This is a genomic window from Escherichia sp. E4702, from assembly GCF_963883545.1.
Taxonomy (GTDB): domain Bacteria; phylum Pseudomonadota; class Gammaproteobacteria; order Enterobacterales; family Enterobacteriaceae; genus Escherichia.
Genome location: NZ_CAWORF010000026.1, coordinates 1 through 24,648, shown reverse-complemented (window position 1 = coordinate 24,648; position 24,648 = coordinate 1). Strand labels below are relative to the sequence as shown.

At 50.9% G+C, this 24,648-nt stretch carries 23 protein-coding genes and 3 pseudogenes; all 26 read left to right on the top strand.

What is annotated here, in order from left to right; all coding sequences use genetic code 11:
- Positions 1 to 6 precede the first annotated feature (6 nt).
- Positions 7 to 210 carry a hypothetical protein gene (locus AACU94_RS16825; RefSeq protein WP_240725548.1) on the top strand — a complete coding sequence of 68 codons (204 nt, stop codon included), beginning with the start codon at positions 7 to 9 and terminating at the stop codon, positions 208 to 210.
- Between the two features lie 2 nt (positions 211 to 212).
- The gene (locus AACU94_RS16820) at positions 213 to 503 is read left to right on the top strand and encodes a hypothetical protein (RefSeq protein WP_130218512.1); all 291 of its coding nucleotides are present in this window, start codon (positions 213 to 215) and stop codon (positions 501 to 503) included.
- Positions 504 to 563: 60 nt separating this feature from the next.
- A complete protein-coding gene (tssB, locus tag AACU94_RS16815) occupies positions 564 to 1,109 on the top strand; it encodes a type VI secretion system contractile sheath small subunit (RefSeq protein ID WP_130218510.1) in 546 nt (181 codons plus the stop codon).
- Between the two features lie 24 nt (positions 1,110 to 1,133).
- Positions 1,134 to 2,648 carry a type VI secretion system contractile sheath large subunit gene (gene tssC, locus AACU94_RS16810; RefSeq protein ID WP_165383470.1) on the top strand — a complete coding sequence of 505 codons (1,515 nt, stop codon included), beginning with the start codon at positions 1,134 to 1,136 and terminating at the stop codon, positions 2,646 to 2,648.
- Between the two features lie 50 nt (positions 2,649 to 2,698).
- The gene (locus tag AACU94_RS16805; RefSeq protein WP_042102253.1) at positions 2,699 to 3,106 is read left to right on the top strand and encodes a BPSL0067 family protein; all 408 of its coding nucleotides are present in this window, start codon (positions 2,699 to 2,701) and stop codon (positions 3,104 to 3,106) included.
- A gap of 12 nt (positions 3,107 to 3,118) precedes the next feature.
- Positions 3,119 to 3,571: an STY0301 family protein gene (locus AACU94_RS16800; protein WP_072018659.1), complete on the top strand. Its 453-nt coding sequence runs from the start codon at positions 3,119 to 3,121 to the stop codon at positions 3,569 to 3,571.
- 179 nt (positions 3,572 to 3,750) lie between these two features.
- Complete coding sequence (locus tag AACU94_RS16795) at positions 3,751 to 4,236, top strand: Hcp family type VI secretion system effector (RefSeq protein WP_000312804.1); 486 nt, start codon at positions 3,751 to 3,753, stop codon at positions 4,234 to 4,236.
- Between the two features lie 67 nt (positions 4,237 to 4,303).
- Complete coding sequence (gene tssJ / locus AACU94_RS16790) at positions 4,304 to 4,837, top strand: type VI secretion system lipoprotein TssJ (RefSeq protein ID WP_130218544.1); 534 nt, start codon at positions 4,304 to 4,306, stop codon at positions 4,835 to 4,837.
- A 3-nt stretch (positions 4,838 to 4,840) separates the two neighbouring features.
- Positions 4,841 to 6,184 (top strand): type VI secretion system baseplate subunit TssK, encoded by a 1,344-nt coding sequence (gene tssK, locus AACU94_RS16785; protein ID WP_130209727.1) that lies wholly within the window; start codon positions 4,841 to 4,843, stop codon positions 6,182 to 6,184.
- Positions 6,181 to 7,482: a type VI secretion system protein TssL, long form gene (gene tssL / locus AACU94_RS16780; protein WP_130218508.1), complete on the top strand. Its 1,302-nt coding sequence runs from the start codon at positions 6,181 to 6,183 to the stop codon at positions 7,480 to 7,482. Before tssK ends, tssL begins: the two co-directional genes overlap by 4 nt.
- Before the next feature lie 7 nt (positions 7,483 to 7,489).
- Positions 7,490 to 8,176: a hypothetical protein gene (locus AACU94_RS16775; protein ID WP_130218506.1), complete on the top strand. Its 687-nt coding sequence runs from the start codon at positions 7,490 to 7,492 to the stop codon at positions 8,174 to 8,176.
- The gene (locus AACU94_RS16770) at positions 8,173 to 8,460 is read left to right on the top strand and encodes a hypothetical protein (RefSeq protein WP_016233840.1); all 288 of its coding nucleotides are present in this window, start codon (positions 8,173 to 8,175) and stop codon (positions 8,458 to 8,460) included. The genes AACU94_RS16775 and AACU94_RS16770 overlap by 4 nt, the downstream gene beginning before the upstream one ends.
- Positions 8,460 to 12,326 carry a type VI secretion system membrane subunit TssM gene (gene tssM / locus AACU94_RS16765; RefSeq protein WP_135489841.1) on the top strand — a complete coding sequence of 1,289 codons (3,867 nt, stop codon included), beginning with the start codon at positions 8,460 to 8,462 and terminating at the stop codon, positions 12,324 to 12,326. Before AACU94_RS16770 ends, tssM begins: the two co-directional genes overlap by 1 nt.
- Positions 12,326 to 13,096 carry a TagF domain-containing protein gene (locus tag AACU94_RS16760; RefSeq protein ID WP_135489840.1) on the top strand — a complete coding sequence of 257 codons (771 nt, stop codon included), beginning with the start codon at positions 12,326 to 12,328 and terminating at the stop codon, positions 13,094 to 13,096. Before tssM ends, AACU94_RS16760 begins: the two co-directional genes overlap by 1 nt.
- Positions 13,097 to 13,120: 24 nt before the next feature.
- Complete coding sequence (locus tag AACU94_RS16755) at positions 13,121 to 13,537, top strand: glucosaminidase domain-containing protein (RefSeq protein WP_135489838.1); 417 nt, start codon at positions 13,121 to 13,123, stop codon at positions 13,535 to 13,537.
- A 38-nt stretch (positions 13,538 to 13,575) separates the two neighbouring features.
- Positions 13,576 to 14,049 (top strand): hypothetical protein, encoded by a 474-nt coding sequence (locus AACU94_RS16750; protein WP_130218498.1) that lies wholly within the window; start codon positions 13,576 to 13,578, stop codon positions 14,047 to 14,049.
- Positions 14,050 to 14,076: 27 nt separating this feature from the next.
- A pseudogene (locus tag AACU94_RS16745) lies at positions 14,077 to 14,187 on the top strand (TagF domain-containing protein); the annotation flags it as partial.
- 192 nt (positions 14,188 to 14,379) lie between these two features.
- Complete coding sequence (locus tag AACU94_RS16740) at positions 14,380 to 15,114, top strand: hypothetical protein (RefSeq protein WP_135489836.1); 735 nt, start codon at positions 14,380 to 14,382, stop codon at positions 15,112 to 15,114.
- Positions 15,111 to 15,482, top strand: coding sequence for a hypothetical protein (locus tag AACU94_RS16735; protein WP_089621603.1), 372 nt, complete (start codon positions 15,111 to 15,113; stop codon positions 15,480 to 15,482). The genes AACU94_RS16740 and AACU94_RS16735 overlap by 4 nt, the downstream gene beginning before the upstream one ends.
- A gap of 24 nt (positions 15,483 to 15,506) precedes the next feature.
- Complete coding sequence (locus tag AACU94_RS16730; RefSeq protein WP_135489834.1) at positions 15,507 to 17,720, top strand: type VI secretion system Vgr family protein; 2,214 nt, start codon at positions 15,507 to 15,509, stop codon at positions 17,718 to 17,720.
- Between the two features lie 23 nt (positions 17,721 to 17,743).
- Positions 17,744 to 18,187, top strand: coding sequence for a DcrB-related protein (locus AACU94_RS16725; protein ID WP_135489832.1), 444 nt, complete (start codon positions 17,744 to 17,746; stop codon positions 18,185 to 18,187).
- 20 nt (positions 18,188 to 18,207) lie between these two features.
- Positions 18,208 to 21,959: pseudogene (locus AACU94_RS16720) on the top strand (RHS repeat-associated core domain-containing protein); the annotation flags it as partial.
- Positions 21,960 to 22,250: 291 nt separating this feature from the next.
- Positions 22,251 to 22,679, top strand: a complete 429-nt coding sequence (locus tag AACU94_RS16715; protein WP_135403844.1) for a hypothetical protein — start codon at positions 22,251 to 22,253, stop codon at positions 22,677 to 22,679.
- 39 nt (positions 22,680 to 22,718) lie between these two features.
- Positions 22,719 to 22,896: pseudogene (locus tag AACU94_RS24785) on the top strand (RHS repeat-associated core domain-containing protein); the annotation flags it as partial.
- Between the two features lie 397 nt (positions 22,897 to 23,293).
- A complete protein-coding gene (locus tag AACU94_RS16705; protein ID WP_135403843.1) occupies positions 23,294 to 23,773 on the top strand; it encodes a HEAT repeat domain-containing protein in 480 nt (159 codons plus the stop codon).
- 217 nt (positions 23,774 to 23,990) lie between these two features.
- A partial coding sequence (locus AACU94_RS16700) for an ISAs1 family transposase (protein WP_135489831.1) occupies positions 23,991 to 24,648 on the top strand: 658 nt, incomplete at its 3' end.

Genomic DNA, 24,648 nt, shown 5'->3' with positions numbered 1-24,648 from the left:
ATCCTTATGGCAAAAGAATTAAGTGGCGCACTGTGGGTCAGTCGCTTTACTGGAAGTTCTTCCACCAATGATTTGCAGGGAGCTTTTCGTGCATCGGTTGATAATTTCTTGCACGCGTCTGGTAATGCGCATTCGAGGGGCCGTATTTCTGCAACATATCGTCCTCCTGCCAGAGCATATCTCATGCACTGGTCAATTGATGGACATTAAATATGACTTTTCGTTATTCGGCGTTGTGGACATTTCTGTTAATGATGTTCGCTTTCTGTGTTCAGGGGGAACCGCCTTTACCACAGGATGTGCAACATTTTCTGAGTAATGCGGAAATGTGCCAGCATTTTGCTGGTGAATGGGACAGTTCTTTAGCAGAGAAGGATAAAAGAGACATCGAAAAGGGGGTTGATACCTGGTGTCCTCCGGCGAAGAAATCACTCCCTGTGCTGCGGGAAAAGTACAAAGAAAACAAAGAGATTATAAAAATACTCTCTGCGTATGATTTTTAAACTGTACCGTCGGACCACTCCCCTGGTGTCGTCGGCTGACTGATAAGGAAATGAAGGATTATGGCTATCAACAATAGCGCGCAGAAGTTTATTGCCCGCAACCGAGCGCCCCGAGTGCAGATTGAGTATGACGTTGAGATTTACGGCTCCGAGAAAAAAATCGAGCTGCCGTTTGTCATGGCAGTGCTGGCCGATCTGGCCGGTAAACCACGTGAAGAGCTGCCATCGGTCACTGACCGTAAATTCCTTGATATTGATATCGATAACTTTAATGAACGTATGAAAGCCATCGCGCCGCGCGTGGCGTTTGCTGTCCCCAATACGCTGACGGGCGAAGGGCAGTTAATGGTCGATATCACGCTGGAGAATATGGACGATTTTTCGCCTGCGCAGATTGCCCGTAAGGTGGATGCCCTGAACCAACTGCTGGAAGCGCGTACACAGCTTGCCAACCTGCAAACATATATGGATGGTAAAGCGGGAGCTGAAAATCTGATCAATAAACTATTACAAGACCCGACGTTACTGAAAGCTCTGGCCAGCGCGCCAAAACCTGTCGCTCAACAGGAAAGTGTCTTATCAGGTGAAACGGGAACAGCAGACTAACTGCGATTTTATTAAGGAACTTTCATGGTAAACGATACTCTTCTGGCGACTGGCGGCCTCTCTGCTGCGCAAACCACTGCCTATCAGGAAACGGAATTTGATTCGCTGCTGGATAAAGCCTTCCGTCCCAAGACTCCTCAGGCTGCAAAGGCTGTTGAGGCGGCAGTTCAGACGCTGGCCCAACAGGCTCTGACAAATACGATCACTGTTAGTGATGATGCTTATAAAAGTATTGCTGCAATTATTGAGCAGATCGATTTCAAATTAACTGAGCAGATCAAACTAATCCTGAGTCATCCGGAATTTCAGAAACTGGAGTCCTCCTGGCGTGGGATGGAACATTTGGTTTACAACACCGAAACCGATGAAAAATTAAAAATCCGCTTTATGAACCTTTCGAAGGATGAATTGCGGAAAAATATGAAGCGTTACAAAGGGATCGCGTGGGATCAAAGCCCCATGTTCAAAAAGTTGTATGAGGCCGAATATGGGCAGTTAGGCGGAGAACCTTACGGTTGTATTATTGCGGATTATTATTTTGATCACACGCCACCGGATGTGGATCTGCTCGGCTCCATTGCCAAAGTGGCAGCCTCAGCCCATGCGCCGTTTATTGCCGGGGCCTCTCCGTCAGTGTTACAGATGGACTCCTGGCAGGAACTGGCTAACCCGCGTGACCTGACCAAAATTGTGACCCAAAACCTCGAATACGCACCGTGGAACTCGCTGCGAAAAAGTGAGGATTCTCGCTACATTGGCCTGACGATGCCACGTTTTCTCTCCCGTTTGCCTTATGGTGCGAAAACAAACCCCGTCGATGAGTTTGATTTTGAAGAAGATGCAGATGGCGCAGACCACAGCAAATATGTCTGGAGCAATGCCGCCTATGCAATGGGTGTAAATATCAACCGTTCTTTCAAACATTACGGTTGGTGTACGTTGATCCGTGGCGTGGAATCTGGTGGAGCGGTGGAAAATCTGCCCTGTCATACCTTCCCGACCGATGATGGCGGCGTGGATATGAAATGCCCGACAGAAATTGCCATCTCTGACCGTCGTGAAGCTGAACTGGCGAAAAATGGTTTTATCCCACTTATCCACCGCAAAAACTCTGATTACGCCGCCTTTATTGGCGCGCAGTCTCTACAAAAACCGCAGGAGTATTACGATCCGGACGCTACGGCCAACGCCAATCTCTCAGCTCGTTTGCCATATCTGTTCGCCTGTTCACGGTTTGCGCACTTCCTCAAATGTATCGTGCGCGACAAGATCGGCTCGTTCAAAGAGCGTGAAGATATGCAGCGCTGGCTCAATGAATGGATCATGAACTACGTTGATGCCGATCCGGTGAACTCCTCGCAGGAAACCAAAGCTCGCCGCCCGCTGGCAGCTGCCGAAGTGGTGGTGGAAGAGGTGGAGGGGAATCCGGGCTATTACGACGCCAAATTCTTCCTGCGCCCGCATTTTCAGCTTGAAGGGTTAACAGGATCACTGCGTCTGGTGACAAAACTGCCGTCAGTAAAACAGGGTAATGCCTGATTTTTATGAATATTTTAATGAATGATGCCGGGTAATACTCTGGGGGATATATGGCATATGTTTATGGACTGGTAGATTCATTGCAGGGCACTGACATGGTGGGAATGGCGGGGGCAGGAGACAGAAAGGAATGTGTGTTCTTAGTTCAGGTATATGCACATGTGGGGAATACTGGAGCCTGGAAGCAGGGGCGAAAGGTTTTTGGGGATAAATCGATCCCCAGAGGAACAGCAATTGCCACTTTTGTTAACGGAAAGTATCCCTCGAGGCAGAATGAGCATAAGCATGCCGCTTTCTATCTGGAACAGGATAGTCAGTATATTTATGTTATGGACCAGTGGACAGGTAAAACCACGAAAGTCTCTGCACGCCCTATTTCCCGAAAAGGTGGAATGCGCAGCGATGGAACATATCCTGATGCCAGTAATAATGCGGAAGCTTTTTATATTATTGAGTAGAGGATAGATTCAATGGGGACACGTTTTATTTTTTCTCTGTTGTTGGGTTTTATGTTGTTTTATTCACAATTTGTTACTGCGTGGGAAGTCAGTTGCCCCGTGTTTATCAATATAAAATCCTCAACAACAGTACTGGAGCCAGATATATCTGCATCGTGGCAGAGATCTTCCCGCTATGAACCCCGTCTGTGGTTGGACGGGGTAGGGATGTCGCAGGGAAAACCTGAAAATCGGGTGGATCTAAAACCAGAGACAGAGACAATAAAGGGTGAAACCAGGCAAATATGGGATACCACAATGGCCAGTAATCAGAATAGTGAACGTTACTGGGTTTCCTGTATTTATAACCATGGACAGGTTTGGTTATCACAACCGGTCCCTGCATTGGCGACACAGTGCCAGGCATCTTCTTTGCCGGGGCAGCGGGTACCAGGAGAGTCATCGGTATCTGTGACATGTAAATAGAAGTAATACATTCATTTTGTGAATTAATGACGTGCCGGTATCTCATTACCGGAAATTATACAGCCTTCTATTCTTCTGAAATTAAGGAGAGGGGGTTCTGTACGGCCATGGTTTACCTGAATTCATATGCGAAGATAAACCAGGGATTATTTTAAGTAATTCTTAATAAGGAAATGAAAATGGCTTATGACATTTTTCTGAAAATTGACGGCATTGACGGCGAGTCAATGGATGACAAACATAAAAATGAAATTGAGGTGCTGAGCTGGCGCTGGAATATCCACCAGGAGTCCACCATGCACGCAGGTAGCGGTCTGGGATCCGGCAAAGTCTCCGTGACTAACCTGGAGTTTGAACATTACATCGATCGCGCTAGCCCGAACCTGTTCAAATACTGCGCCTCTGGTAAGCATATTCCGAAGTCCATCCTTGTCATGCGCAAAGCAGGCGGCAATCCGCTGGAATACCTCAAATATACCTTCACTGACCTGATTGTGGCTGTTGTTTCCCCCAGTGGTAGTAAGGAGGGTGAGATCGCCTCCCGCGAGAGAGTCGAACTATCTTTCAGCACCGTGAAGCAGGAATACGTGGTGCAGAACCAGCAGGGTGGCAGTGGCGGCACTATCACGGCAGGTTACGATTTCAAAGCTAACAAAGAAATTTAAGCAATATTTTCCCGGCCAGGTATATAGCCTGGCCGGTTTTTATTATTTGATTTTAAAGGAAATTACAGTGAATAAATGGCGTAACCCCGGTGGGTGGTTATGTGCGGTAGCTTTGTCTTTTGTCTGCCTGCTTTCCGGGTGCAGCATTGACAGCGACGATGTGCCGGAGCTGATGTCACAAAGACTCGATCTGGTGGTTAAGGCTTCCGATAAGGTGAATCCTGACAATCAGAAAAAAGCCGCGCCCATAGAGATACGCGTTTATGAACTGAAAAATGATGCAGCTTTCATAGCGGCGGACTGGTGGTCCCTTCAGGACAATGACAAAGCTGTTCTTGCCGATGATTTACTCCACCGCGACAGCTTTATCTTGCGCCCGGGCGAGGAGAAAAAGCTGCGTCGTGCTCTCAATAAAGAAACCACGGCACTGGGGATCCTCGCCGGCTATCGCAATCTGGGAAAATCAGTCTGGCGGGCCACGTATAAAATTCCTGATCCCCCGGAAAAAAGCTGGTACAGCCGCTTTATGCCGAAGAAAAAAGTCGAACTGGATGCCGGTATAGAGCAAAGCGCTATAGTGATTAAAGAACGGGATGAGTAAATTATGAGTTGGAATAACCGTGTGGTCTGGAGTGAAGGACAATTTTTGCTGCCACAGATGTTTCAGCAGCAGGAACGCTATCTGGAACATATCATTCATTACCGCAGTTTGCCGCTTTCGCCTTTTTTCTGGGGCTTCAGTGAATACGGCATTGATAGTGAGGCGCTGAACATCGGAAAACTGGTACTCACGAAGGCTTCCGGAGTGTTTGCCGACGGTACGCCGTTTAATGCGCCGGGTCACACACCACTACCGCCGCCTCTGACCATCCTACCAGAGCACCTTAACCAGTTGATTTATCTGGCAGTGCCAATACGTACGCCGAACAGTGAAGAAACCAGCTTCGGCAATAACCCGGAATCACTGGCACGCTTTTCGGTGCATGAAAATGAAATCCGCGATGCCAACTCTCTGGGGCGCGGCGCACAACTGTTGCAACTTAGCCACCTGCGTCTGCGACTGTTGCCGGAAAAGGCGGTGACAGATGCGTGGATCGGTTTGCCCCTGACGCGCATTACGACGATACATCCTGATGGACGCATCGAGCTTGACAACGATCTGATCCCGCCGGTGGCAAATTACCAGGCAAGCGCACTGATATGTACGTGGCTGTCGTGGATCAACGATTTAATAAAAATGCGCGCAGATTCACTGGCGCAACGGTTGACGGGCAGCGATAAACACGGCCATGAGGCGGCAGAGGTATCGGATTACCTGCTTCTGCAAATTCTCAATCGTTTCGGCCCCTTACTGATTCATATGGCGAAAACGCCGCTGTCGCCAGAAGTGCTCTATCGGAACCTGTGTGAACTGGCTGGGGAACTCTCTACCTACGTACGGCCACAGACGCGCCGTCCGGAAGAATATAAAGAATATAAGCACCTGACGCCCTATGCCGGGCTGAAATCGGTAGTGGATGAGGTGCAGTACCTGCTGAATGCTGTGCTGATCCGCGGAGCGCAGCGAATCACTCTGGAGGAGGGAACTTACGGTATTCTCAATGCGGTGGTTGAGCCTTCCGAACTGTCAGATTTCAGCTCATTAGTGTTGGCGGTGAAGGCGCATATGTCCGCAGATACCTTACTGCAACATTTTTCGGCCCAGACCAAAATAGGGCCGTCCGAACGCCTGCCGGAATTGATTCGCTCGCACCTGCCGGGTCTTGCTTTACAGGTATTGCCGGTGCCGCCGCGTCAGATCCCGTTCCAGGCTGGCTACATCTATTACGACATCCGCCGCGACGGTGTGCTGTGGGAACATATCGCCCGCTATGGCGGTATGGCGATGCACACCGCCGGAGAATTTCCGGGGCTGGAGTTGGAGTTGTGGGGAGTTCGCGATAAATGACCGACGAGATTCTGACGCCACCTGCGGTGAATACCCTGTCATTCCAGCCATCAGTGGGTGGCACAAAGCCGCCTGATAATGACATCCAGGACAGCCTTCGTGGGGAAGATATCAAGGTGGTGGTTGAAGATGGCCCGGATATGAAGCTTCGTCTGGCCGAAATTACTGCTGCCGTGAATCCTCTACTGGCAGCGGCCAGCCCGTTGCTATGCGCACTGGCGCAAATGCCCCGCGAACTTTCCCCAGGTTTTGTCGAACATTACCGTGTCTTACTGGAGCGTGAAGTTCGTAGATACCAGACGCTGTGTGATCAGGCAAACCTGCGCCGCGAACATGTGCTGGCGGTGCGCTATTGCCTGTGTACGTCGCTTGACGAAGCTGCCAACAACACCACCTGGGGGCGTCGTGGTGTTTGGGCTGGAAAAAGCCTGCTGGTTACTTTTCATGGCGAAAGTGAAGGCGGCATCAAGCTATTTCAGATAATTGGGCGTCTGGCCGCAAGTTTCCAGGAGCACAGCGATGTGCTGGAAATCATATACCACATTCTGGGGCTGGGTTTTGAAGGCCGCTACAGCGTTCGGCCCGACGGGCGTAAGCAACTGGACGATATCCGTCAGCAACTGTTGACCCAATTGGTCCAGCGCCGCGATCCGATAACGCCGACGCTCTCACCGGGGTTTACCGGTGCCGTCAGCGGACGGATGCGGCGGATGCGCCGGATGCCGGTCTGGCTGAGTGCAGGAATAGCTCTGTTGGTGATGCTGACGGTATTTGGCCTTTATAGCCACCGGATGGATCTCGCCACCGAAACCGTACAGCAACGTATCGACGCCATCGGTAAACACCTGCCGCCACCGCCCGTTCCGGTGCACAAACTGCGGCTGAAAATCCTGCTGGCGAACGAAATCGCGCGTGGCCTGCTGACGGTTGAGGAAGATGAGCACCACAGTCGGGTGGTATTCCGTGGCGACACGATGTTTGTACCGGGGCAGAAAACCGTGAATGACACGTTGCGCTCGGTGATTGATAAGGCCGCGCGAGAGATTGCGCGTGTGGGCGGCGCGGTGACGGTGACCGGACATACCGACAGCCAGCCGATCCACTCCGCTGAATTCCCCTCCAACCAGGTATTGTCGGAAAAACGGGCGACGGAAGTGGCTTCGTTGCTGACATCTGGTGGCGTTCCGGCTAGCCGAATTCGGGGTGTCGGTAAAGGGGATACTATGCCGGTGGCTGATAATAGTACTAAAACTGGACGAGCGCAGAATCGCCGGGTGGAAATTCTGGTGGTGGAGTGAATTAATAATGGAAAAGCTAGAGTGTAATGCGTCTAACCATTCGCCAGTGTGGGGAGTAACAGAATTTATATTCTGGAAACTGGCGCCTAAAAAATGGGGGGGAGGCGTAGCATTTGGGCGTTATTTTAAAGATGGTTGGGTGAAGCATAACTGTCTTTTGATCAATGCAGCTGCAAATGCCTGGCATTTACCTGCCCCCTTACTTGCTGGAGTTTGTTGGATTGAAGTAGGGGGAGATCCTCAGATTATAGACACGCTGGCATTTGAATTTCGTGCTATGAGTTGGAGTGGGCCTGAATGGGTTGATGAACATATCACAATCGCTTCGAAACCAGAAAAAACTTCTTTTGGTGCGGTGAGTATACAATTGCGAACTGCAGCCAGAACACTCGGGCTTGATGAGACTAAAATGGACAACTCTCAGTTGCGTGAGCTGGCAAATTGTCTCCAGCATGATGTGTTTAATATACAATTAGCTGCAAGACATCTTTATCAATTGGCTGAAAAAGATGGTTTTCAGGTATCCTTACCTCACCTGACAAAAGAACAAATAAGAATTATTGGGGCTCGTTATAATCGAGGTGTTTCCCTTAGTCTGGAAAAAATAAAGGAAGATGCCAGCTATGGCGATTTTATTATAAATAACTGGTTACATTTCTCTAGTTTATTAATAACTACCTGGAAGTCTTCATGAGAAAAATAATTCAGATATCAGGGTGGTTATTATTTATTATGGGATTGGTCACTATCATGCTTTTTTCCGGGAGTGAGTACCAGTGGATGCAGGATATGGACCCTTCAATAACAGCATTACCTCAGGGAAACGGAAATAGAGATGTAATCAGAAAATTAATTTATTCTATTTCAGTGGCTATTCAGATTGTTCTTTATTTTCTTTCAGTATCGCGTACAGGAAAGGGATTTTCAGCCCTGGGTATTTTGCTATTACTGATTACCGCATGGAGCTCTGAACAATAATGCAAAAATTTCTCAGTCTGCTGTTTTCCCGCCGCACACTGGCCGTTGTCGGCGTGGTGGTGCTGGCGTTGCTGGTCTGGTTTATCGGGCCGCTGGTGGCGTTTGACACCTTGCATCCGCTTGCGTCCGTGGGTAGCCGGGTAGTCACTATCGTTCTGTTACTGATGTTCCTTGCACTGTGGCTGGTTAATTGGTCTATGAGCATCATTGGCGTTACGGTTCTGTGCCTGGTTATCGGCTTTGTTTCACCGTTGCTGGCCTTCGGTGATGTTCATCCATTTGCGCCGCTGTGGCTGCGTCTGACGCTTATCGGCCTAATCCTTCTGTCTTATGCGCTGTATGGTCTGTACCGACTGTGGCGGGCGCTGCGTCTGGATGAACAACTGTTGCGCCGTTTCCTGCATCCGCGTGGGGAAGACGTACCTGTGGCAGGGGAAATTAAAGCCGACCTGCGTACCGTCAGCCATATTGTCACTCGCGCCATCCGGCAACTGAAGCAACTGCGCGTAGACCTGCCGGGCTGGCGTAATGTGCTGGAAGGAAAGCGTTTTCTGTACGAACTGCCGTGGTTCATGGTTATCGGCAGCCCCGGTGATGGTAAAACTACCGCGCTGCTTAACACCGGGCTACAGTTTCCGCTGGCGGAGCAGATGGAGCAGACCGCGCATATCCTTACCGTGCCGGGCGGCGGCACGCTGCACTGCGACTGGTGGTTCACCAACGAAGCGGTGCTCATTGACACTGCCGGGCGCTATGCCCGCCACGATGACGGCGGTGAAATCAGTGCGACCCAGCGCAACGCCGGGGAATGGCAGGGGTTTCTGGGGCTGCTGCGTAAACACCGTCCCGGCGCACCGCTGAACGGCGTTATCCTGACGCTAAACGTGGCGGATCTGACCGCGCAGTCCCCGGCGGAACGACTGGCTGCCTGTGCGGCTCTGCGTGCGCGGCTGGCTGAACTGCGTGAGACGCTGGGTATTCGTTTCCCGGTTTATCTGGTTGTCACTAAGATGGATCTGCTGCCGGGCTTTACGGAGTATTTCCGTGGGCTGACCAGTCACCTGCGTGCCCAGGTCTGGGGCTTCACCCTGCCATACAGCCGCAGGCGTCACGCCAGCGATCCGCAGTCGTTGCATGCGCTCTGTGGCCAGGAACTGGCAAATCTGACGCTGCGGCTGGATCAGGGGCTGGATATCCGGTTGCAGGAAGAGTACGACCTTAAAAGCCGTCAACGGCTCTACCGCTTTCCGCGCGAATTTTCCGCGCTGGGCGCGCCGCTGCTGGAAGCCATTGAACAGATTTTCCTCGATTCAAAATTTGACGCCACTCAGCTTAACAACACCCTACGCGGCGTATTTTTTACCAGCGCCGCACAGGCGCAGGTAGACGCGGTGGCCGATCAGACGGGCATCTGGCAGCGCTTTGTCCGGGCGATCAAAGGGAAAGTGGAGTCACCTTCTCATACCTTACCGGACGGCAACCGCAGCTATTTTCTTCATGACCTACTGACCCAGTTTATCTTCCGTGAAGCACACCTGGTGGAGCCGAATCTTCAATGGGCCTGGCGTTATCGCCTGCTGCGTACTGGCGGGCATCTGCTGGTACTAGCGTTGGCTTTCTGGTTGTGGCAGGGAATGCAGGGCAGCCAGCAGGGTAACAGCGGCTATCTGAATGAAATCGCCAGCCGGACGGTCCAACTGGATGGTGACGTCAAAGCCTATACCGGAAAACCTGCTATGCAGCCTGTCCCAGTCCTGTTGAACCAGGCGCGGGCGCTCTCTGCCTGGCCGGGGCTGGACCCGGACTCACCGCCGCTGGCCTGGCGTTATGGCCTTTACAGCGTTCCGCCAGTAATGGAGAGCGTCGCATCCCTGTATGACCGCCTGCTGGACCAGCTCCTATTGCCGCCACTGGTGAAGCGCATGGAATATGTGCTTTCAGATGCCATTGCTCGTCAGGACAGCAAAGCCGCGTATGACGCTCTGCATGTTTATCTGCTGCTGAATCTTGATAAAGACCACGAGGACAAATACAACGCAGCGGAGATCCACGCCTGGGTACTGAACGATCTGGAAAACCGCGATAGCGTGGCGGAGTTCGGCGGCCGTGCAGCAGTGCTGGAACATATCGACGCCCTGTTTGACGGCAGCCGCGTGGTGCATTCGCCTTATGACAAAGATGAGGGACTGATCCGCATGGCGCGGGCTTTCCTTGACGGTCATACCAGCACCGAGCGTATCTATACTCGAGCCCTGGCTTCCATGGAGAGCGAAGCACCGCAGGAGTTTTCGCTGGTTCGCGCGGTGGGCGCGGATGCGGGGACGGTTTTTGTCCGCACGGATGGCGCGCCACTGGATAGGGGCGTGCCCGGCATCTTTACTCGCGAAGGCTACCGGGAACTGTTCGACAAACGGCTGTCGGAGTTTGTCGCCTCCGCATCAGTGGACGACGCCTGGGTAATGGGCCGGGAAAACGCGCAAAAAAAAACGACTGATATTGTGATGAGCCAGTTGCCGGGGCAGGAACTCCCGGTTACCCGTGAGGTACGCCGCCTGTATCTGGCTGAATATGCCCGCCGCTGGCAGGATTTTCTGGCTAGTATTCACAGCATCAACAGTGCCGGGGAAGACGGTAGTCCCGGACTGGCGTATGACCTTCAGGTGCTTCGCACACTGGCCTCGCCTGACTCACCTCTGATGCGCCTGAGTAAAGCGGTGGTGGAGCAGACCACGCTGGTACCGCCGCTGGATGCGCAGGCCAGACAAAAACAAATGGCCCAGCGCTCGCAGGACCGGCTCTCCGGTAATGCGGGTAAAGCAGTGCAGACGGCAAAGTTGTTGCAGGATATCCACCCGGAAGAGCGGCTGGAAAAATCGCTGGTGGATGACCGTTTCGCCGCTCTGCGGGAAGTGGTTTCCGGGCGGACGGACAGTGGACAGGGGGGCGGGGCGCCGCAGTTAAATTCGCTGCTGACGATGCTCAATGAGTATTACACCCAGCTCACCATCGCCGACAGTGCATTGGCAGCGAGCACATTACCGGGCCGCATTTCGGCGGCGGATAAACTACAACTGGAAGCGGCAAAACTGCCCGCACCGCTGAAAAATATTCTGCTGGATCTCACGCAGCAGGGAACGCGAAAGATCAACGCCGGCACCGGTGAAGTGCTGAACGCGCAGATGGAAGCGGTGATCGGCGATGAGTGCCGTGATGCCATTGACGGGCGCTACCCCTTCACCGACAGCCCGCAGGAAGTCAGCGCGGACGATTTTAACCGTATCTTTGCTAGCGGCGGTGTGCTGGATGCCTTCTGGACGAAGCAACTGGCCCCGCTGGCGGATACCGCCAGCAACCCGTGGCGCTACAAACCGACCGAAGGCAATATGACCTTACAGGGACCGGACCTGATGCCATTTCAGGAGGCGAAACAGATCCGCAGCGTTTTTTTTAATGGGGAAGGCGGGAAAAAGTTTTCCTGGGCGATGCAGGTCCGCGTCGTGGATATGGACCCTGCAATCACTGAACTGGTGATTGATATCGACGGCCAGGTGCTGCGTTACGCTCATGGCCCGGTCAGGCCGCTAAAAGTGAACTGGCCGGGGCCGCGTAACGGTTCAATGGCAGAAATCACCGCCAGCCCGCGCATTCGCCAGGACACCTCGACGCTACTGACTAATGGACCGTGGGCGCTGTTTCACCTGCTGGATGCGGGTAAGGCGCAGGAGACGGCGGTACGGGGAACACAGCAGGTGGAGTACAGCTTTGACGGGCGGCGGGTGGTGCTGGAAATCACCGCCGGACGAGACTTTGACCCGGTGGATCGCGAGCTGCTGCAAAACTTCAGTTGCCCTACGAGGATTCTCTGATGCGCCGCGCTACGGCAGTATCGGCCCCGGCGATGTTCGGCAGGCTGCCGGACCAGCGGGACTATGTACGCTGGCGGGTGAGTGCGAACGAAGGGCAGGTGTGGCAGGCGTGGCTGAACCAGCAGACGTGGCTGGGGCAGGGGCGGCATATTGTTCTGCCGGAAGGAACGGATGCTGCGAAGGCCGGAATAAATGACGGTTGGATGCACCTGTCACCGCGTGAGAAAACGGCGCTGCCGGAACACCACCCATTGCCGTGGAGTTTTGTCCTGTCGCCGGGATTTTTACCCATTGGCGGGCGTGATGAGTGGCTGACCGGAGTATTGACCGCATCGCGAGACAGTACGGGCAGACCGTGGCCGCTGGTGATTTACCAGCGTGCCGGGCGAGAATGGCTGGAAGAGAGCCTGGATGACACGCAGGGCTGGCTGTACTGGCTGGCGCAGTTGACGGCAGCTCATGTCTCACCACAGACAGAACGTTGCGGTCGACTGATGGAGGAGACCGACCAGTTGTGGGCGCTATGGCGACCGGGGCCGCGCTGGGCACAGTGGTTGCGCGGCTTGCGACGTGTACCGCAGCGCAGCCGGGAACTGACCGACCTGCCGGACGCGCCGGTAGTGGAGCTGCCCGGTGTGCGTCATCTGCCGTGGCCGGGTTGGCCGGACAAAATGCTTGCGCAGGCACAGCAAGGACAGGGCTGGTTCTGGCAGCAGAACAGCGAAGGGCGGTATGTGGATGCGCTGCGGTTGGATATCCGGCAGCATTAAAAATAATCAGATGAGGAGTGAATCATTGGTTCTTATGATAAAGCCTGTAATAACGCTGGTGTAGTAAGGTTTGTACAGCAATATCTGAAAGAATGTGAATTAATCGCTAAACAACTTGATGTGCCCGTAGAAAATATCCTGGGGCTTGCCGCAAAGGAGTCCTTTTACGGGCAGGGTCGAATCGCGACAGAATACAATAACTATTTTTCCATGCATGGTCCGACACCTTTACAGTCAGGGCAGGTTCACCCGCTGGGGAGTAATAAGGTTTGGGTTGCCACTTATACCTCTTTTTCAACTAGCGGAAAGTCCTTTGCAATCCGATTTGGTAATGCGGTCAGAAATAAAAAATCTCCGGAGCAATTTGCGCAGGCATTGATTGATTCTGGTTTTAATTCAGGTAAAAACAGTAATGGCGGCCATACCGGTTATGCTAGTTAGTTAGTGGGGGTGATTAATATGGTTAAGCGGAGAATAACATGTCCTGTAAATTAATATTAGTATTGCTTTTCATGGTCGTGTCCGTGAATTGTTGTGCTGAAATTCTTATCAGGAATGTGCCGCGGTTTGATCTAACGAATGTTAACCAGTCAGGTCTTACTGAAACACAGACGCAGGCATTATTGGTTTTTTCACTAAAAAATGAAAAATATAATGTGGAATTGTCTGGGGTTTTTCTTGACGGTTCTCTGAAAGATAAAAAAGGTAACCTGTTTCATCCTGGGTATTTTAGTTTTGGGGTAGGTTATAATTCTCCTTCCGCCGGTGCGACAGATGTGTGGGGACTATTTTCAGTTAGCCCTGTAACTGGTGATATATGGGAAGAGTATTCATGCAGGAGAATCTCATTTTCCGCGCTGCAAAAAATACAAAAAGGAATAATGAAAAAAACCGGAGCAACGTTTGCCAGTGAAGTGGTTCAGCGCCGGGGGCTGGGTTGTACGGATGAGTAGTACATGTCATGGAATTGCCTGCCGTGACCGTGCTGGCTAGCAAAAATGTTAACGCAGGCGCAGCAGGGGCATGGATGGTTCTGGCAGCAGAACAGCAAGGGGCGGTATGTGGATGCTTTGCGACTGGAGAAAAAATAATGTGCCCACGAATGCTGAGAATAGCTATACAAAAATATGACGATAAACGTGCAGATGGGGAAACAAATATACCCATGAACTTCAAGTTGATTGCTATCTGTTTACTTCAGGCTACCCTTGGTCCCATCTGCGTTGGTGGGTAAGCAAGCATCTTCAGGTTTATTGGATATATAGCAATATAAGGAGGTGAACATGGGTAACTCTCAGGATGAGGCTATTCAGCAGGCATACGATGCTTATGACGACTTAATGCTGGATAAACGATATATCAGGGACAATGATGCTTGGGGAGATTTAAAAATTGACCGTGAAAATGGTGCAATCTCATTGTTGCTCAGATGGAAATATAATTGGATAAAAAGATGGGATGCAAAAACTGATTGGACAGATATGGAGAAAAATGCCTTTCATGGGAAAGTTATTTTTGTCATTAATCAAACATGGAATAATAAGATTTTTTTATCCGTTTCTGGGAAGTCTGAGTTTGTCAGTAAGTTTAATGGTAAGGATTTATCTTTCACAATAGAAATAATTCAGACTGATCGGCATGGGTATTGGGATGTGGTGGTGTTTAAAATTGATAATGATGATCCAAATAGTTTTCGTCAGAGTTCCATTGTCTGGAATAGTCGATACGTTGAACTTGACTCTAAAGATATAGTTGCAGCAGCTAAATGCCTTGGTTCATCAAAAATTTGCCATGAGCAAATAGGGCTGTCTCACGAGCTTGGGCATATTATTGGATATCTTACTGATGAATACTATAGTGATGATGCAGATAAAGCAACTACACCATTCTCTGGGGACGCCAGTGCGTTAATGAATATTGGTATGGAACTGCGCTCTCGTTATATGGGAAATATCATTGAGCGGCTAAATAGAATGGTTCCGGGTTCTAATTTTTTTGTGAAAAGCGTAAAAAAATGAAACTAATATACGCTGTGATTATTTTTTTGATAGTGGGTGGGGCGAAAAATAGCATGCCTGATATTCCTGTACATGCTTATCTGAATGCGAGTGGTGTGTATAATAGAGTTGAAGAGAATGTTCTATTAAATAACTATGGTCAGCCAGCGTATGAATTTATAAAGCCTCGTTATAAACTTGTAGGTGAATATTATATAGAAATTGAAAATACCTATCGCTCAACAAATCCTGAATTCAGAAATATCCCCATCAAAGAAATGTTTTGGCATTTGCGGGGGGATTTAAATCTGACATGTTTTTTTCATTATAAAGATGGACAGTGGCGGGTTATTTCTTATTTTTTCTGGCAGCCGGGCGCTAAATTCTAATCCGATATTAAAGGAATAAATATCATGAGTTTTGTATCTACGGGTAATAAATCTGGCAGTAACGGTGGGCCAGCTATCTCCACGCCACTTATAGCCAGAGAAAGTGGTGGTATAAGCCCTGGTTCAGCCGCAACCGATGTAGCTGATGCAGCCGAGCAGATGGCAGAACAGGCCGCGGCGGACCTGTTTGGTGCGTTGCCGGAACCGTCAGGTCTGGTTAAAGCCGCAGTAGCTGCTGCGCAGGCTGCCGCTGCAGCAGCAGGGATATCGGATATGGCTGGTGCAGTTCAGGATGCGGCGGCGTCGATTGCAGCCGGTGGTCCGGGGGCGCATAACGTCACAGTAAGTGGTAGTGCGGTGCCGCCGCAGATGCTTTTGTTTGCAGGCATGAATGGTTCGGAAGGGCTTGGGAATCTGTTTTCCTACACAGTACAGCTTAAAACGCCGGATGCCCTGAACCTGGGGTACGTTTCCCCCGCAGCCAACCTGCCGCTTCAGCCGATGGTGGGCAAAGACCTGTGCGTCAGTATCGAACTGGACGGTGGCGGAAAACGGTATATCAGCGGGCTGGTGACGGCGGCGAGGGTAGTCGGCCATGAGGGCCGTTCGGTAACGTATGAATTACGCATTGAGCCGTGGCTGAAGCTGCTGACCCACACCAGCGACTATAAGGCGTTCCAGAACAAAACCGTGGTGGAGATTCTCGATGAAGTACTGGATGAATATTCTTTTCCGGTGGAAAAGCGGCTGGTGGAAAATTATCCACCCCGCGCCTGGCAGGTGCAGTATGGTGAAACCGACTTCGATTTCATCCAGCGCCTGATGCAGGAATGGGGGATTTACTGGTGGTTTGAGCACAGCGAGAACAGCCACACGCTGGTGCTGGCGGATGCCATCAATGGTCATAAAGCGTGCCCTGACTCGCCGCTGGTGGAGTGGCACCAGGAAGGGCTGAAACTGGATAAGGAATTTATCCACACCATTACGGCCAGTGAGAGGCTGCGTACTGGAAAGTGGGTGATGGACGATTTTGATTTTATGAAGCCTCGTTCGCTGCTTAAAAGTACCGTGGCCAGTCCACGTGATACCGGTCATGCTGAATACGAGCATTACGAATGGCCGGGAGACTACTTCACAAAGAGTGAAGGTGAAATGCTGACGCGCATTCGTATGGAAGCGCAGCGCAGCCCAGGCAGCCGGGCACATGGGGCCGGTCATATCCGTACCCTCATGACCGGGTACACCTTTACATTGATGAATCACCCGACGGCAGAAATTAATCAGGAATACCTGCTGGTACAGACCACGCTGTTTTTACGGGACAATGCGCAGCACAGCGGCCAGGATCAGCATTTTACCTATGTCACCACGTTTGAACTGCACCCAACCAGCGAAGTTTACCGCCCACAGCGAACCCTGAGCAAACCCCACACCAAAGGCCCGCAGAGCGCCATCGTCACCGGCCCGGCGGGGCAGGAAATCTGGACGGATAAATATGGCCGGGTGAAGGTGCAGTTTGGCTGGGATCGTTACGGTAACAATGACGAAAACAGCTCCTGCTGGGTCCGTGTCAGCTATCCGTGGGCAGGGAAAGGATTTGGCATGATCCAGATCCCGCGTATTGGCCAGGAAGTACTGGTGGATTTCAAAAACGGCGATCCGGATTTGCCCATCATCGTGGGGCGCACCTATAACCAGGACACGATGCCGCCGTGGGGGCTGCCGGGCATGGCGTCGCAGAGTGGGATATTCAGCCACTCATTGCAGGGAGGGCCGACTAACGGAAATATGCTGCGTTTTGACGATAAAACTGGTGCGGAAGAAGTGAAGTTCCACGCGGAAAAAGACCTGAATACTACGGTAAAAAACAATGAAACCCACACGATCATGGTCGATCGCACAAAAACCATTGTCAAAAATGAAACCATCAGCGTGGGAGAAGACCGTAATGCCACCATCACAAAAAATGATGGTCTTTCCGTCAAACTGGCTCAAACCATCAATGTCGGAACGACATATCGTCTGGATGTTGGCGATCAATTTACCCTTCGTTGCGGCAATGCAGCGCTTGTATTACACAAGGATGGCTCGATTGAGTTTTGCGGAAAACAACTTTTACTGCACACCAGCGATGTTATGCAACTCATTGGCAGTGGCATTGATATGAACCCGGATGGCGGAAAAGCCATTACTGCGGATGATATTGCCCCGTTATCCACTCCGGATGCTTCTGAATAAAAAATAATAAAAGGATTTTATCTATGACCAGCCTTTACCGTATTCAGGAGGGCAGCTTTGCCCTGCCTGAAACTTTTCTTGATCGCACCGTCAATATCTTCGTCCCGTCGGGCAATGAGAGGGCAACTCCCAGTCTGAATATTTCCCGCGATACGCTCAGGCCAGATGAAAATCTGACCACCTATATTGACCGCCAGATAGCCTTGATGAAAAAAAACCTGGGCCAGCACCGGATACTTTCGCGGGGAACGGCACTGGCGGGAACTGGCGAAGCTGCCATGACAGGTGAACAGATTCTCGCAACTCATCGTTCTGGAAAAACAGAAGTGTACCAGCGTCAGGCCGGGTTTATCACCGGGCCAGCAAAGGTACTGGTGTTGACGCTGACCAGTCAGCGTCCTTTTGATGAGCACACCGACCAGCTATGGACTGCATGGTTGACCAGTTTTCAGCCTGCTAAAAGCTAAAAAAACAGGGAGGTTTTGTCATGTATGAAGCCGCACGGGTGGATGATCCCATCTACCACACCAGCGCCCTTGCCGGGTTTTTGATAGGGGCCATCATAGGTATCGCCATTATTGCCGTCGCCAGCTTTGCTTTTGTTACCTGCGGCTTTTTGGCCGGGCTGATTTTAGGTTTTCTGGCAGATCAGATAGCGTCCGGAGTCCTGCAACTGGGAGAAGCCATCGGGCGCTCGATACATTCCACAGTGGGAAAAATTCTAACCGGTTCTGATAATGTCAGCACCAACAGTCGCCCGGCCGCCCGTGCCGTACTGAGTACGGTGGTATGCGAAGACCATTCCCCGGAAATCCGCATTGCCCAGGGTTCCGGCAACATCTACATCAACAGCCAGCCTGCCGCCCGAAAGGATGACCATACCGAATGTGATGCAGTGATTGAGGACGGTTCTCCCAATGTCTTTCTCGGCGGCGGTACGCAGACGGTACTGGAAATCAGCCCGGAAATCCCTGACTGGCTGCGTCAGGTGGTGGATGTGCTGTATGTGGTCGCCGGAATGCTTGGCGGACTTGCCGGAGCCGCACGCCAGGCGGCAAAGATGGGGTCGAAATTTGGCACAAAATGCGCGGCCAAATTTATTGGCGGCGAAATTACCGGGATGGCCGTTTCCGAGGTCGCTATGGGGTTGTTCAGTAACCCGGTGGATGTCACTACAGGGCAAAAAATTCTGCTGCCGGAAACGGATTTCACCCTGCCGGGTCGTCTGCCTGTTACCTGTTCGCGCTTTTATGCCAGCCACCTGGAAACTGAAGGATTGCTGGGCAGAGGATGGCGGCTGAACTGGGAAATAACCCTGCGAGCTGATGAGGAACATATCACTCTGATTGGCGGACAAGGTCGGGAGTTAAGTTATCCGAAAGCGATGCTTACACCGGGTCACCAGATATTTGACCCCGAAGAGCAGTTTTACCTTAGCCGCCTGCATGACGGACGCTATGTGCTGCATTACACCGACCGCAGCTACTACGTGTTTGATGAGTTTGATGACCACGGCGTCGCGCCATTACTTTTTATGGAGACACCGTACCGGCAGCGAATTGCTTTCGGGCGTGAGAACGGCAGGCTGGTGCGGGTGGCTTCCAGCAGCGGGCACCATCTGTTACTGCACCGCACAGTGACGCCGGCAGGGGAAAGACTTTCGCATATTGAACTGGTGAAAGGCGGGCGTCCCGGTAACCTGGTGGAATATCGCTACGACGATAACGGGCAACTGACTGGCGTGGTGAACGGGGCCGGTGTGACGGTACGCCAGTTTGCCTATGAAAATGGCCTGATGACAGAGCACCGCAACGCGACGGGCTTTACCTGTACCTACCGCTGGGAAGAGATTGAGGGGGTTCCCAGAGTGGTGGAGCACTCGACCAGCGACGGCGAGGATTACCGGTTCCACTATGATTTTGCTGGTGGGCAGACGGTGGTAACCGGCAGGCCGGAGCAGAAGTGGCAGTGGTGGTTTGATGAAGATACGTATGTGACTGCTCACCGGACGCCGGGCGGCGGAATGTACCGCTTCACGTACAACGAAAACCATTTTCCCGTAGCGGTGGAACTCCCCGGCGAACGCAGGGTAACGCTGGAATACGACACCCTGAGCCGGGTGGTGAAAGAGACGGACGCGGCAGGCCGGGTGACGCAGACGCAGTGGAACGGCAGTTTGATGAAATCACGCGCCGGGCGCTGGATGACGACCACATATGGAAGGCGGATTACAACGAACACGGGCAGGTGATACGGGAGACGGACCCGGAAGGGCGCGTCACGCGGTACGGGTATGATGAACAGGGGCTGGCGGTCAGCCGCACGGATGCGCGGGGCGGCCTGGTTGCACTGGTGCATGATGCGCGCGGCCAACTGAGGCGTTACACCGACTGTTCGGGGCGCGCCACGGGTTATGAATACGATGAAGACGGCAATCTGACGGCGGTGACGGACGCGGAAGGGAAAACAGTACGCATCAGCTATAACCGTCTGGGGCTGCCGGAGACGGTCAGCCACCCCGGTAAACAGCAGGACCGTTACACCTGGAACGCGCTGGGGTTACTGAGCAGCCACCGTCGCATCACGGGCAGCGTACAGTCCTGGCAGTATACGCCGCGCGGGCTGCTGGCGCTCCATACGGATGAAGAGAAACGGGAGACGCGCTGGCATTATACCGCGGAGGGATGGATTGCCAGCCTGAGCAACGGCAACGGGGCGCTTTACCGGTTCAGCTACGACGGCAACGGACGGCTGACGGGAGAACAGCGCCCGGACGGCCTGATACGGATTTTTGTGCTGAATGCGGGCGGGTATCCGGTCATCATCCAGACGCAGGGCACAGAAGGCGGGATGCGTAATGAGCGGCAGGAGCGTGACGCGCTGGGCCGCCTGTTGCGCAGTGACACGCAGCACAGTACACGGACCTTCAGCTACAACCGTCTTGACCAGATAACGGAAGTGACGCTCACCCCCACGCAAGTAGGGGAACGGCTGCACCACATGCAGGCGGACAGAGTGCGCTTTGCGTATGACCGCAGCGGATGGCTGACGGCAGAGCACAGCGTGCACGGCAGCATAAAGTACCGGCGTGACGCGCTGGGCAATCCCACCGACATTACCCTGCCGGACGGGCAGCATCTCAGCCATCTTTATTACGGCAGCGGGCACCTGCTCCAGACAGCGCTGGACGGTATCACGGTCAGTGAATATGAGCGTGACAGCCTGCACCGGCAGGTGATGCGTACCCAGGGGGCGCTGACGACGTTCAGCGGCTACAACGCCGACAACCGGTTAAGCTGGCAGCGCAGCCTGCCAGGCGGCAGCCAGAATCCGCAGCAGGCCGGTCAACCTCCGGCGCAGAACGACAGCGTGACGGCGCGGGACTATATCTGGAATGCGGACGGTGAAGTCGGCGGCATCAATGACAAACTGCGCGGTTGCCTGGTGTTCAGCTATGACCGCAGCGGCTGGCTGACCAGCCGCACGGGGCAGATGTACGACCATGACCATTATTATTACGATAAAGCCGGCAACCTGCTGACGGATGAATATCAGGGAGCGGTGATGGATAACCGCCTGCCGGGCTACGGGCGTGACCGTTACCGCTATAACGAATGGGGCGAACTGACAGAGCGCAGGGACCAGCAGCAGGAGTGGAACGCGCAGGGCCAGTTAACGCGGGTCATCAGCAGCAACAGCGAGACGCGGTATCAGTACGATGCACTGGGCAGGCGCATCAGCAAGGCGACCAGCAATCTCCATACCGACCGGGGAGAACGAAGCCGGACGACGTTTGTGTGGGAAGGGTTCCGGCTGTTGCAGGAGACAACGTGGCAGGGAAAGCGGACATACCTGTACGACGCGGAACAGCCGTACACGCCGGTGGCAGCCATCACGGGGCGCGGAGAGAGCCGGAAAATCTGGTATTACCACACGGACCTGACGGGCGCGGTACAGGAGGTGACCGCGCCGGACGGGAGGCTGGTGTGGGCGGGCTACCAGGCGGGATTTGGTGAAAACCGGGGCGACATCAGCAACAGCGGGGCGTACTTTGAGCAGGCGCTGCGACTGCCGGGGCAGTACTTTGACGAAGAAACAGGACTGCATTACAATCTGTTCAGATATTATGCGCCGGAGTGCGGGAGGTTCGTAAGCCAGGACCCGATAGGGCTGGCGGGGGGATTAAACCTCTACCAATATGCACCGAATCCGCTGGGCTGGATCGATCCACTTGGATTAGCCTGTTATCAAGCAACGCGAACAGATAAGGGTGTTTCTGTAGGTAAAAAGATATCTTGGAAAAATGCAATAGGTAGGCTTCGTGCAGGAAAAGATGTATTTGTTGAGTCCATCAAAGAAGCTCGTCGTTTGTCAAAAGCAGCTGGAAGAGGTAAACCTATGCGACACAGGCCCCATCCTGATAAGTTGGGAAGCACAAAAGGCCGATTACCTCATATGCACCCAAATCAACATCAGGGGCCTGCTGGTAATGGGCATATTTTCCACCCTGACTCTCATGTAAGTGATTAAATGTCTGTATATTTAATATATTTTGAAAAAAAACAGCAGCCCATGAATAATCATTTTAATGGTTTTAACAGTGTTAATGATTATACATTGCCAAATGTTTTACATGGTGAGGAAATAAGTGTTGAACATTTAGGGAAAAATATTAAAGCCAATATTATATATGATGGCATATCTTCAGGCGATTTTTATTTTTTTGGGAAAAATAGAGAAGGCAAAAAAGGTGAGTTATATCGTAAGTCACTAAAGGAATTCATCTTGAATCGAATGAAAAATGAATGTGTTAATCCATTTATTTATCTTAATATTTTTGATGGTGAAAATGTTAGCTGTATTAAATTGCCTGAATGCTACACTCAGATTTCTTTAGATGAGTTAGATTCTATTTTTAAAGGTGGCACATATAGAGGATTTTTTAATATAGTAAAATAAAATTCTATAACCGAACTCGATAGCGGTGTGCTTCGCTGCTTTCAGGGACAATATCTTGACCGTGAGGCAGGACTGCATTATAACCTGTTCAGGTACTACAATCCGGAGTGTGGGCGGTTTACGCAGCCTGACCCGATAGGGCTAAGAGGCGGGTTAAACCTCTATGCTTACGCGCCTAATCCGTTGTCATATATTGATCCACTTGGATTAAAATGCGCTACTCTTGAATATCATCATCGTCAGAAACCAGGTAAAATAACTAATTTGCGAGAACTTAAACGACAAATTAGGGGACAGATAAGAGCTTTCAATAAAATATTGAAAGAAGAAGGAATGGAAGGTTTAAAACGACGCATAAGTAATTATACGGCTAATGTGGAAAAGCAAGGTCGCGATTATGTTAGAAAGCTAGGGTCAGCCGGAGATGGGAAAGTTTGGTTGCATGAACCAGATATGCGAACAGGTGGGCTACCCGGTGATGTAAGCAGAACTGGGCTTAGTAGAGAGAATTCAATTCTCGGGGGGAATGCCCCTCAAATTGCAGACCAGATATTATCAATGTCTAATGATGTTGATAAGTTAACAGCTAAACTAATTCTTTCTGGAATATCACCATGAATAACAGCAAGAACATTATAGAAACTTATAAATCATTAAAAGAATCAGAGAAATTTGATTTTTTAGTATGCTTCAATTCGACGTTAGATCTTGAACTTGCATCATTTTTTCTTGCTTTGGTAAAAGATGATTCATGTGATGATGATTTGCGAATTGAAGCGGTAAAAATCATTGGGTTGTACAAGGGTGATTATGATGATCGTTTTATTATAAATGATCTTATTGAAATAATTAATTCAGATGAGGATGATAGCTTAATCGTCTCTTGCATAAATACATTATCCCTATTAAATATTGGTGATAATGAAATAAAATTTGCCTTAAGTATTATACAAAAGGATAGTTATATTTTGTTTAAAGGGGCTGCTTTTTCTTTAATATCCCATAATAAACACATTCCATCTGCTATTGACGCTTTAAGAGAGCTATTAAACAACACAGAGTATGGAAGATCAGCGGCAAGAGAATTGGCTTGATTCGTTTGATATAAAGCCGGGAAGCTTATTTACCTTCCCGGCTTTTTTATTATTTAACCTTCGTTCAGCACACCAGGGAAAGATCATCAGAAGTACACTTTTTGTACTAAATAATTCGCATTTTATGTTTAAAAATTGAGATATTCCTCATTACCTGAAGCTGTTTTTTATTACTTATACATGATCAAATACTCCTTACATAATTAAGGAGAGCAAAATGGAACTTAAAAAATTGATGGAACATATTTCTATTATTCCCGATTACAGACAAGCCTGGAAAGTGGAATATAAATTATCGGATATTCTACTGTTGACTATTTGTGCCGTTATTTCTGGTGCAGAAGGATGGGAAGATATAGAGGATTTTGGGGAAACACATCTCGATTTTTTGAAGCAATATGGTGATTTTGAAAATGGTATTCCTGTTCACGATACCATTGCCAGAGTTGTATCCTGTATCAGTCCTGCAAAATTTCACGAGTGCTTTATTAACTGGATGCGTGACTGCCATTCGTCAAATGATAAAGACGTCATTGCAATTGATGGAAAAACGCTCCGGCATTCTTATGACAAGAGTCGCCGCAAGGGAGCGATTCATGTCATTAGTGCGTTCTCAACAATGCACAGTCTGGTCATCGGACAGATCAAGACAGATGAGAAATCTAATGAGATCACAGCTATCCCTGAACTTCTTAACATGTTGGATATTAAAGGAAAAATTATCACAACTGATGCGATGGGTTGCCAGAAAGATATTGCAGAGAAGATACAAAAACAGGGAGGTGATTATTTATTCGCTGTAAAAGGAAACCAGGGGCGGCTAAATAAAGCCTTTGAGGAAAAATTTCCGCTGAAAGAATTAAATAATCCAGAGC